Here is a 10010-nt window from a genome sequence, read left to right on the forward strand (position 1 = left end):
ATGTGACACGTGCGACCGTCGCATGTGTCACAGGAGTCGCCATGAGTCCCATCCGTGGGCTAAACCGACGGCGAGGGTGAGGGGCGCTGTGGTGTCTTGCTCGCTGCGCGGTTCAGCGTCCAGCCCAGATGGGCCAGCCAGCAGGGCATGACCAGGACGGCGAGCGCTCGCTCCCACCATCCAAAGCCCTCGCCCACCTGCGCCCCCCACACCATGGCGGCGAGGCCGAGGGAGAGAACCGAGACGGCAAAGATCACCTGCGCGGTCGCGAGGCGGTGCCACGTAGGGGTGCGTGCGAAGGTCAGCGCGGCGGCGATCCCGAAGGCGACCAGACCCGCCCAGGCGACGACTCCGCCTGCCGTGTGCATGGTGTCGCCGACGGGGAACACTCCGGCGAAAACCAGGCCGGTGCCGACGGCCAGGAGGATGGTGCGGAGGACGCGTGCGCCCGCCACGCCATGCAGGGCGCGTCGCAGCGCGATGCCCACACCCATCCAGCCGAACCCGACGATCGCGAAGCCCGCCTGCATGAGCCACTCCAGGTCCCCTGCGGCGTAGTCGCCCATCGCCGAGCAGCAGGGATCGAGGTCGTCGCGCACCACGTGCAGCGTGAGCACGACGGCCACCCAGATGGTCCCGGTGTACATCCCCGCGAGGCCCAGCGCCGCAACCGAGAGCGGCACGCGGCCGGTGGTGCGTGGGGAGAGCGTCGTTGCCTCCATGACGGCCCCCTCTCGAGGATGCCTGTGTTTCCAGATTACGCCTGGTGACGGCGACCGGAGCGGCGCCTCGAATTGCTCTCGCTCGGGCCTCGCGAGTCGGTGCTAGCCGGGTGAGACACCGGTCGTCTAGGGTGGCCGCCAGGGGGTTTCATGACGAGGGTCGAGAACGCGGTCACGACGCTGTACCGCGACCCGACGTTGGCCGGTCTGGCGTTCGCGCTGACCGGCTCGGTCGAGGGTGCGACGGCGCTCATGCGCGCCGCGGCGCCGCGAGCGGTGGCGCGTGGATGGAGGCTTTCGCGCGGTCTCCAGGCGCGCATGCGCGACGCCCTCGCCGTCGTTGCATGCGAGCGATGGCGGTCGGGAGGGCTCGCCGAACCGAACCCGGCGGCCGAGGGCGACATCGCGAGCTCGACGTTTGCGCCTCCTTCCCCTGCCGCCGCGCAGGAGTCGGCGACCGCGCCGCACGCCGCACAACCCTCTGGCCGAGAGGGCGCTCCGGCCCCGGAGGCCTCCTCCCACAACCCTTACGCGCCTCCGACACCGGGGTCCGCCGCTCCTGGGCTGCGTGCGGAGCAAGCGGCCGCGCCGGCACCGGTACCGCAGGTCGCGCCCGTCTCGCCCGAGCCAAATGACGTGAGCGCGCCGGTCTCGTCGCCGCCCGAGCCCTCGGCCCGTGCGTCGCTGTCCGACCTCGACCTCGCCATCGCGGCCCTACCCGACGACATCCGCCTCGCGATGGCGCTGCACTATCGACTGGACCGTGATGCGCGCGCCATCGCTCGCTCCATGCGTCTTGGGCGCGACGAGGTCATCGAGCTGCTCGCGTTGGGGCGCTCGCGGTTAGCCTCGAAGCTCGGCACCAGCGAGCAGGACGTCGAGCGCCTGGTCGTCACGGGCTCCGCGTGATGCGGGACGCACGCGACGCCTTCGATGCCGCCGGCCACAGCGCTGCAAGCGCTATCGCCGATGGCCTCACCGACGCCGATGGCCTCGCCGACGACATCGGCGCGGCCACCCGCGGACGGCGCCGCCGCACCGCCGTGCGTGCCGGCACGGCGTGCGTCGCGCTTGTGGCCGCTGCAGCATCGGCGCTGACCTTGCGCCCCGAACCGCCACTGCCCGCGGGCACAAGTGCTGACGGGGTGGTGAGGGATATGGCAGTGATGGCGTCCACCTGGGACGGCGGCGAGTGGTGCTATCCCTCGACGGAACCGGACCCCTATCTGCCCCGAGCGGAGCGCGGCGTGAGCATCGCCTCCGACGACGTCCGCGACGCCGACATCCGTGTCGAGGGCCGCATCCTGAGGACCGACGATGCCGGCTACGAATTCGAGGAGACCAAGCTCGAGCAGGGCGCGCTGATCGCCGACGAATCCACCACCTATAACTTTGGGGCAGACGTCCACATCGTCGCGCTTGAGGTGAGCTGGGCTGGGGATGCGCTGTATCAGGTCGATGCGGGCGCCCAACTCGTCGCGAGCGGACGCGCCATCAGCCCGGTCGTGGGGACGCCACGCGACATGCGCCAGACCTGGGACTACTCGTCAGCGGCGCGGCTTCCTCGCTACGACCCCACCACCGGCCGCAGCGTTGTCACATTCGTCTCCCCGCTCATCCCGTATTGCTTGGGCGACGACCCGACGGCGGCCGGCATGGAGAGCTTCCTGGCGCCTGACCTTCCCGCCGAGATCCACACGGCGGTGCAGGTGCGCTCCGAGGACGGCGAGCCGTTGGCGACGTTCATCGACGCGGCGGGGCTCGACGGCACCACGATCGAGTTTCACGGATACGCCGACCTCAACGACACGATCGACCTCGCGCCGCCCGGCCCCGAGGAGGTGGCGGCAGCTACCGAACAACGCGACGCCCGGCCGCGCATCTCCCCCACACCGTCGTTGCCGGCACAGGTCCGGGACCTGGTCCGGGAGCAAGGAACTGCTCTCGCCAAGGCGGGCGCCGGTGCGCGGCTCGTCGCAGACTGCCAGGACGTAGCGGCGCAGCTGGCGTCGGACGGGGCCGACTTGTCGGTGATTCCCGCCACTACAGATCTCCGTCAGATCGCATGGTTGCGTGACTTCCCCGACGAACTGTCTCTCGACGGGTTGCGCGGGGGGACGGTGTGGGAGGCGCCGGACACCCCCCTTGAGGGCAGCTGGGCGTCGGACTCCCTGACGCTCTACCTCCTGGACTCTGGCGGTGCTCTCGTCGCACAGGCGCCCTTGGACCTCGAGCGGACCTTCGGTAGCGAAGGGCTCCCGGAGGACGTGTCCCGCATCTCGTCGTATGGCGGGGCTGGGGGGTGCCAGGACGTCGACGAGCTCACGCCCGGCACGTATCGTGCGCTCGTTGTCGACCAGCACAACGCGACGGCGGTGTTCGACTACCAGTCGATGCCGGTCCCGACGGAGGCTGCGGGCATCATGGTCGCCTGGTATGACCTTGGCGACATCGCGGTCGTCGAGGGTCCCTTCATCGCGGGTCCGCGTGATGCGTGACGCACGCGATGCCTTCGAGGCCGCAGGACACAGCGCCGGGGAACAGGTCGCGCAGGCGCTGGCCGACCCCGATGCCCTAGCCGTCGACATGGCGACCGCTCGCCGGCGCCGTCGTCGCCGCACGACGGTCCGCACGGGTACGGCGTGCGTGGCGCTCGTGGTCGCCGCGGCATCGGCCCTCACCCTGCGCCCCGAACAGCCGCTCCCCAGCATCGACGCGTCCGACGGCACTGTGGGCGAGGCGCTCATCATGCGCCTCGACGACCGCGCGGGGGGATCCTGCGGTCCCAGCATGAACCCGGAGCCCTACGTGCCGTTCGGCGAGCCCGGCGTGGTGATCGCATCGGACGAGGTGCGCGACCTAGGGGTCGAGATCCTCGCCCGGCCCCTGGAAGTCGCGTGGGCGTCCGAGCTCACCATCACCGAGATTGGACACGACGGCGTGGTCGCGCTCGCCGAGGACCCCGAGCAGGGGTTGACCAGCGTCGTGACAGCCATCACGGTGAGCTGGGACGGTGACGCGCTGTACGACGTCGATGCGGTGGCCTATATGGTGTCGGGCGGACGCCTCATCAGCGCAACGTCCGCGTGGCCGGTCGACCTTTCGGTGTTCGAGACCGGTCATTGGAGCTTCGACTCTGCCGTGCCCATGTATGACGCCGCCGTAGACCGCAGCTCGATCACGTACATGTCTCAGATGGAGCCCTCGTGTCTAGGGACACTGGGGTCGACGAGCGGATATCCGTATCTCGCACCCGACCTGCCGACCAGCCTGCACACGTTTGTGCAGGTCAGGGACGAGGACGGCACGCCGTTGCTGACTAATACGGACGCGGCCGGGCTCGACGGGACCATGGTGGAGTTTCCCGGCTTTGAGGAGGCGGGGCTCACCGCCGCCCTCGATCCCGCAACCCCGGAAGAGATTGCGGACGCCGAAGAGGCCGCCAGCCGCGAGTTCGCACAGGTGCCGCACCGCTCGACCGCAGCCGAGGTACGGGACCTCGTGGCCGATACGGGCGTCCCACTGTCATCAGCCACCAGTGGTGTGCGTCTCCAAGCGCCCTGTACGGCGAGTGCTCTCGCGGTCGCGGGTGACGGTGTCGACATCCCCGTGGTTCCGACCGAGGTCTCGGACCTTACGCTGCCCAGGACCCTCCCGCGCGGGGCGCTTACAGGAGATGAGTGGTGGATGACACTCGATGAGGAACAGCAATCCAGCGGCGAGTGGCCGTATTGGACGCAGCTGGGTGACCTGTATCTGCTCGATCCCGGGACGGGAGCGCTCCTTTCTGCCGCTCCCGTTCAGGTGGACTTCCTGATCGACCTGGCCAGCGGTGACCGCACCGAGATTGTCGGCATGGCCAACCACATGGCGGCCACGTGCGGCGAATGGCCCCTTCCCGAGGCGGGAACGTACCGAGCGCTGCTCGCGATTGAGTATGACGGCGAACACGTCGAGGGACTCGTGAGCGACGGCTACGGGTACCTGACCACGTGGGTCGACTCCGGCGAGATCACCCTGGTCGACTGAAGAAAAAAGGGGGGGGGGTCGGCCACAACCCCACCGCGGCATCGGCCGTTCATATGCCGACGAAAGGGGAGCGGTGAACGCCGACGATGCCTTGCTGACGGACCTGCTGGAGCGCGCCTCCGGCAGGCTCGCGGCGTACGGGTACCTGCTGACCGGGTCGCAGCATGCGGGCGAGGACCTGGTGCAGGACGCGATCGTGAAGGTCTTTGTACGGCGCCGTCGCCTGCCCAATGCCGCAGCCGCGGAGGGTTACGTCCGTGCCGCGATGCGGACCCTCCACCTGGACCGGCTGCGCCGCGAGGCGCGGTGGCGTCGCGTGGCGCCAGGGCTGGTCGGGGCGGGCGAGTTGCCCGATCACGCGGACGCGGTGGCTGCCTCCGATGCCGTCGCCCGCGGCCTCGCGTCGCTGAGCCCACGCCAGCGCACCGCCGTGGTGCTGCGGTACTTCGATGACCTGCCCGTGGCGGACGTCGCGCACGAGATGCGTCTCGCGACCGGCACGGTCAAGCGCTACCTGTCCGAGGCCCTGGACCGGATGGCGTCGGTGGTGGGCACGGATATCGAGATCGACGAACGGGCCGATGTCGTGGCGAAGGGAGAGCGGCCATGAACCTTCACGAGGAGTTGGGCAGGATCGGGGCCGATGCGACGGCAGGGTCGGGTTCGCGGCTCACCTCTGTCGAGGTGGCGGACGGGCTGGGTGCGCGGGTGCGCCGTGGGCGGCGGCAGAGGGCGCTCGGCGGCGCCGGGGTGGTCGCGGGCGTGGCATTGATCGCGGTGGGGGTGTGGAGTTTTGCGCCCTTGGGCGACTCCGGTCCCGTGGGGCCGGCCGGCACGTCGGTCGACTCGACGCCCCGGTACGAGTTGCCCGACATTAAGGGCGCGACGGAGTACACGGTGGACGGATCGGCGCGGATGAGCGATAACGTGCCTGTCGACCTACGCCTGCCGAATGAGCTCATCTGTGGCGCCGCGGTGAACCTCGCCGAGGGCGTCACGGTCCACGACCCGTCGGTGCTGTCGGCGGGGGTGCAGGTGTCGGCTGCGTCGCGGTCGTTGCTGGACGACGACACCGTGGTGGATGACCCCGACTCCATCTGGGTGGGGTATGAAGCCCACCACTTCGAGACTGCCGTGGGTTGGCAGGATGGGGCGGGCATCTCGACGACGACAGTGCCGCTACTGATGCGGTCAGGCGAGATCGTTGGCATCGGCGTGGCCGAGGGGGCCGAAGGTGGTGGTCCTGGTGGCAGCGCGGAGTCCGGGCCCCTTTGGAGCCCGCTGCCGGGTGACTGTGCGAACGGCGCCCCGTCTGGCGCTCTCGTCGACGGCACCTACCAGCCCGTGCTCGCGACGCAGGTGTGGTCGGCGAACCTGCAGACGGCGCTCGCGACCATCGTGGTCAGCGGGGGTGACCTGGAGTACACCGGGGTCCCACAGATGGCCGGCTCGGATGTGCCGGAGAACCTCGCGACGGCTGGGTCGGTCATGTTGGCAGGCGGATTTACCTGTCCGGCAACCCTGGGCGCCGCGGAGGCCACGGCACACGATGGCGTGGAGGACACCTCAACCGCGGCGTTGGCGCCGATCCCGGGCACTCTCGAGACGGGGCGACTCTATGGCTACGGTGACGATGCCCTGGTGGGCGGCTACCCGGCACCGCTTGGGCCCGACGCGGGGCTCGCGGTCGAGGAGTTCGGGCGTGAACCGGCGCGGCTGGTGCTGTCGTCCGGCGAAGACCGGTGGGTGTTCGATGCCGCCTGGTCCGAACGGGACGACCTCCCGCACGACGATGCTGGATGGTTCGTGGCCCTGAGCCAGGTCTGGGACTGCGGCTCGCCTGACCTGATCCCGGCGGGCGACTACCGCGCACGGCTGATCTATTCGGATTCAATCGAGGGTGAGGTCGGGACGGCCGTCATGTCGGACGTCACGGTGGTGCAGGGAGTCCCCTCCATCCCTGAACTGGATCCGGAAGGCTGACCCCACCCTTTGCGTGTTCTCAGCCGTCTCTAGGATGTGGGCGGGGGAGATGACGAGTGACGGACACGAGTGACCTGGTCGCGGCTGTCTTGCGCGACGGTGGGCGGCGCCTGGCCTCGTACGGGCTCGCGTTGACAGGCTCGGCGCACGAGGCCGACGACCTCGTGCAGGCCGCCATCGTGAAGACGTTCGTGAAGCGCCGTCGGCTCCGTGACGAACGTGCGGCAGAAGCCTATGTGCGTGCCACCATGCGTACGTTGCATGTCGACCGGGTGCGCCGTGAGGCAACCTGGCGCCGATTGGTCCCCTCGTTCGTCTGGGCGGAGCCCGTTGTCGACCACGCCAGCGACATTGTCGGAGAAGACGAGGTCACCCGCCTCCTCGCGACCCTTCCTCCTCGCGTCCGCACCGTTGCCGCACTGCGGTACTTCGACGACCTGACGCTCGCAGACATTGCCCACACGATGCGGCTGTCAGAGGGCACCGTGAAGAAGTACCTCCAAGAGGCCCGTGATCGGCTTGCCGCCGTTGCCGGTCTCAACGCGGAAGAGGCGGAGACCTCGCCGGTCATGGACAGGGGGGCGCGATGAGCGACATGTTCCATGCTGTCCAGCGCGCCACGGACAGCACCGCACGCCGCGTGGCCCAGGCCATGGCGACCGACAAGCGGGTGGCGGCCACGGCATCGGCCATCCGGGCCGGACGCCGGCGGCGCGCCGTCGCGCAGTCGTCCATCGCAGCGGGGCTGGCCGTCGGTGTGGCGGGCCTGTGGTCGTGGACGCCGCTGTTCGTGGACCGCGCGGAGCCCGCCCGGCCGTCGGGCCCATACGAGTACGAGGCGACAGAGACATCGCCCATGGGCGATCCCGCGCTCCTGCTCACTGGTGACAACGAGGTGAGATGTGGTGACCAGGTCTCGCTGCACCCAGGTGTCACTGTGCACGACGCCCGGGCGCTAGGACGCGACGTCTTGCTGGAGGCCGTCTCTCAGACCCTCCACGACGTCATGCCCGGTGACCCACCAGCCACGCCGGAGCCGATTGTTTCGGAGTGGCCCGACGGGCCCACCAACGACTGGGATCCCCGCGAGGAGGTGTGGAGTGCGCGAGTGAGCGGCGATGTCAACGCCATCCGCATCGCCACCGTCGCGCTCGACGGCGAGGAGGTGGTGGGCTACGTGCAGGACACGACAGTGACGGGTATCGCGGGGCCGATCGGCGGTGGCTCGAATGGAGTGCGAGTCGCGCGGATTGGTGAATGCGAAGGCGAGGACCAGACGTGGGAGAACGTCGAGGCTACCGAGAAAGCCGACTTTCAGGACACACGGCTCGTCGCTCAGTATTGGGGGACCTTCGCGGACGACGAGCGGGTGCTGCTCGCGACCATCGTGGTCGACCCGAGCCTGCCGCCGAACACGACGACCGCACCGACCGCAATGCCCGACGATGCGGGATCATCGGTGCATCCCGAGTGACGTTCAGTTTTCCGTCTGACCGGAGCGGATGCGATCGAGCCGCGCGCCGAGCGCCGCGAGCCATGCCGGGATGACCGCGAACGCCAGCGCTCGCTGCCACCACCCAAAGCCGTCGCCGACGGCATCGGCCCAGACAAGGTAGACGGCGAGCAGCCCGCTCGCGACCAGGCCATAGGTGAGGGAGACCCGTGTCCATCGGCCCCACATAGTGGTGTCGCGGAAGGCGAGCCAGCCCGCGAAGCCGAGCGCGATGAGGGCGATGAAGGCAAGCCCGGCGCCGCGTGAGTGGAGCCAGCCCTCCGCGCTGACGGTCGGCGAGCCGAGCGGGTCGGCGCGGAACACCCCAGCTATGACAAGTCCCAGCGCGCCGAGCCACGCGAGGACGGCGAGCGTGACGCCCGCCCGCCCCGGCACCGTGCGGCGCATGCCCTCGCCGGCGGCCACCCAGCCCGCGGCGTTGAGGAAGAACGCGAGCCTCATCAGCCAAGCCCAGTCGCCACGGGCGTAGTTACTGATGTACGCGTCTCCAGGAGCGAGGTCCGGGCGGAGCAGATGGAGCACCGCGATGATGCCGACCCACGCCAGCGCACCCACGATCGCCGCACGTCCGAGCGTGACAACGGGGTCGGTTCTGGGCATGTCTGAGGTTCGCACACGGGTCACTCGCGGATGGGTGGCAGGGCGGGGTTTGTTGGAGCCGTCGCGCTGGGGTGACTAGTCTCGGACCATGAGCGCAACGCAGCCCTTCACCGCCCCGAACCCCATGGACGCCCCCGGATACAAGTGGGGAATCCTCGGCGCCGGCGGCATCGCCCGCAAGCTCGCCGACGCTGTCACCCAGTACACGCAGTCCGAGGTGGTCGCCGTGGCCGCCGCCTCGGGCGTGGAACGGGCCCAGGCGTTCGCCGACGAGAAGGGCATTGCGAAGGCCTACGGCTCCTATGAGGAGCTCGTCGCCGACCCCGAGGTCGACATCGTCTACGTCGCGACCACCCACAACAACCACCACGAGCCCGCGATCCTCGCGATCAACGCGGGCAAGCACGTGCTCGTCGAGAAGGCGTTCACGCAGAACGAGGGCCAGGCCCAGCAGATCGTGGATGCCGCCCGCACCAAGGGCGTCTTCGTCATGGAGGCCATGTGGGCACGCCACCTGCCCCACATGTACGCCTTGCGCGCCGCGATTGCGCGCGGCGAGATCGGCGATGTGGTGTCGGTCCAGGCGGACCACGGTCAGCCCATCGCGCACGTCGAGCGCATGAAGCGTCCCGACCTCGCCGGCGGCGCCCTGCTTGACCTCGGCATCTACCCGATCGCCTTCGCGCACGACATTCTCGGTGGCCCGGACAGCATCACTGCGGTGGGCCGGCTGACCGACGCGGGTGTGGACGCCCAGGTCTCCATGGTCTTCGACTACCCGAACGCCCAGGCGAGCCTCACGACCACGATGGCCGGCCGCACCCCGTGCCAGGCACACATCGGCGGCACCGCTGGCGCGATCGAGATCGAGGGCACCTTCTACAACCCCACCCGGTTTACCGTGCGTCGCCTCGACGGCACCAGCTGGACCTACGACGGCCGCGCCGAGAACGGCTTCCAGTGGGAAGCCGCCGAGGTTGCCCGTGGAGTCGCCGCCGGCCTCACGGAGTCGCCGCTACACACGCTCGACGAGTCGCTGGAACTCATGCGCATCATGGACGAGGTCCGTGCGCAGATTGGCGTGGTTTACCCCAACGAGCGCTGACGCAGCGACCTTCACGCGACAGGCGGCGCCCCACTCATCGCGAGTGGGGCGCCGCCTT

10 protein-coding genes are annotated in these 10010 nt (G+C 69.6%); 8 read left to right on the forward strand and 2 right to left on the reverse strand.

Going from position 1 to position 10010, the window contains the following annotated elements; genetic code table 11:
- Window positions 1–59: 59 nt before the first annotated feature.
- Window positions 60–722 carry a DUF998 domain-containing protein gene (locus B7K24_RS03715; protein ID WP_084128798.1) on the reverse strand — a complete coding sequence of 221 codons (663 nt, stop codon included), beginning with the start codon at window positions 720–722 and terminating at the stop codon, window positions 60–62.
- Window positions 723–872: 150 nt separating this feature from the next.
- On the opposite strand from B7K24_RS03715, the gene B7K24_RS03720 reads away from it, so the two are divergent.
- The 7 genes from B7K24_RS03720 to B7K24_RS03750 all read left to right on the forward strand — a co-directional run bounded on the left by B7K24_RS03720 (window position 873) and on the right by B7K24_RS03750 (window position 8208).
- Window positions 873–1631 carry a hypothetical protein gene (locus B7K24_RS03720; protein WP_084128799.1) on the forward strand — a complete coding sequence of 253 codons (759 nt, stop codon included), beginning with the start codon at window positions 873–875 and terminating at the stop codon, window positions 1629–1631.
- Complete coding sequence (locus B7K24_RS03725; RefSeq protein ID WP_084128800.1) at window positions 1631–3220, forward strand: hypothetical protein; 1590 nt, start codon at window positions 1631–1633, stop codon at window positions 3218–3220. The genes B7K24_RS03720 and B7K24_RS03725 overlap by 1 nt, the downstream gene beginning before the upstream one ends.
- A complete protein-coding gene (locus tag B7K24_RS03730) occupies window positions 3213–4751 on the forward strand; it encodes a hypothetical protein (RefSeq protein ID WP_084128801.1) in 1539 nt (512 codons plus the stop codon). Before B7K24_RS03725 ends, B7K24_RS03730 begins: the two co-directional genes overlap by 8 nt.
- Before the next feature lie 73 nt (window positions 4752–4824).
- Window positions 4825–5361 (forward strand): sigma-70 family RNA polymerase sigma factor, encoded by a 537-nt coding sequence (locus B7K24_RS03735; RefSeq protein WP_084128802.1) that lies wholly within the window; start codon window positions 4825–4827, stop codon window positions 5359–5361.
- Window positions 5358–6734 (forward strand): hypothetical protein, encoded by a 1377-nt coding sequence (locus B7K24_RS03740; protein WP_084128803.1) that lies wholly within the window; start codon window positions 5358–5360, stop codon window positions 6732–6734. Before B7K24_RS03735 ends, B7K24_RS03740 begins: the two co-directional genes overlap by 4 nt.
- 56 nt (window positions 6735–6790) lie before the next feature.
- Entirely contained in the window at window positions 6791–7324 is a 534-nt protein-coding gene (locus B7K24_RS03745) for a sigma-70 family RNA polymerase sigma factor (RefSeq protein WP_084128804.1), read from the forward strand.
- The gene (locus B7K24_RS03750) at window positions 7321–8208 is read left to right on the forward strand and encodes a hypothetical protein (protein WP_084128805.1); all 888 of its coding nucleotides are present in this window, start codon (window positions 7321–7323) and stop codon (window positions 8206–8208) included. Before B7K24_RS03745 ends, B7K24_RS03750 begins: the two co-directional genes overlap by 4 nt.
- A 3-nt stretch (window positions 8209–8211) precedes the next feature.
- On the opposite strand, the gene B7K24_RS03755 is transcribed toward B7K24_RS03750, so the two are convergent.
- The gene (locus B7K24_RS03755; protein WP_084128806.1) at window positions 8212–8847 is read right to left on the reverse strand and encodes a DUF998 domain-containing protein; all 636 of its coding nucleotides are present in this window, start codon (window positions 8845–8847) and stop codon (window positions 8212–8214) included.
- 88 nt (window positions 8848–8935) lie between these two features.
- Between B7K24_RS03755 and B7K24_RS03760 the strand changes: the two genes are divergently transcribed.
- Window positions 8936–9952, forward strand: coding sequence for a Gfo/Idh/MocA family protein (locus B7K24_RS03760; protein ID WP_084128807.1), 1017 nt, complete (start codon window positions 8936–8938; stop codon window positions 9950–9952).
- The last annotated feature ends 58 nt before the right edge of the window (window positions 9953–10010 follow it).

It is taken from the genome of Demequina sp. NBRC 110055 (genome assembly GCF_002090135.1).
Taxonomy (GTDB): Bacteria; Actinomycetota; Actinomycetes; order Actinomycetales; family Demequinaceae; genus Demequina.

What these genes read in the sequence shown, in the direction of transcription:
- B7K24_RS03715 (WP_084128798.1), bottom strand. Translation starts at nt 722, where the DNA reads ATGGAGGCAACGACGCTCTCCCCACGCACCACCGGCCGCGTGCCGCTC.
- B7K24_RS03720 (WP_084128799.1), top strand. Translation starts at nt 873, where the DNA reads ATGACGAGGGTCGAGAACGCGGTCACGACGCTGTACCGCGACCCGACG.
- B7K24_RS03725 (WP_084128800.1), top strand. Translation starts at nt 1,631, where the DNA reads ATGCGGGACGCACGCGACGCCTTCGATGCCGCCGGCCACAGCGCTGCA.
- B7K24_RS03730 (WP_084128801.1), top strand. Translation starts at nt 3,213, where the DNA reads ATGCGTGACGCACGCGATGCCTTCGAGGCCGCAGGACACAGCGCCGGG.
- B7K24_RS03740 (WP_084128803.1), top strand. Translation starts at nt 5,358, where the DNA reads ATGAACCTTCACGAGGAGTTGGGCAGGATCGGGGCCGATGCGACGGCA.
- B7K24_RS03750 (WP_084128805.1), top strand. Translation starts at nt 7,321, where the DNA reads ATGAGCGACATGTTCCATGCTGTCCAGCGCGCCACGGACAGCACCGCA.
- B7K24_RS03755 (WP_084128806.1), bottom strand. Translation starts at nt 8,847, where the DNA reads ATGCCCAGAACCGACCCCGTTGTCACGCTCGGACGTGCGGCGATCGTG.
- B7K24_RS03760 (WP_084128807.1), top strand. Translation starts at nt 8,936, where the DNA reads ATGAGCGCAACGCAGCCCTTCACCGCCCCGAACCCCATGGACGCCCCC.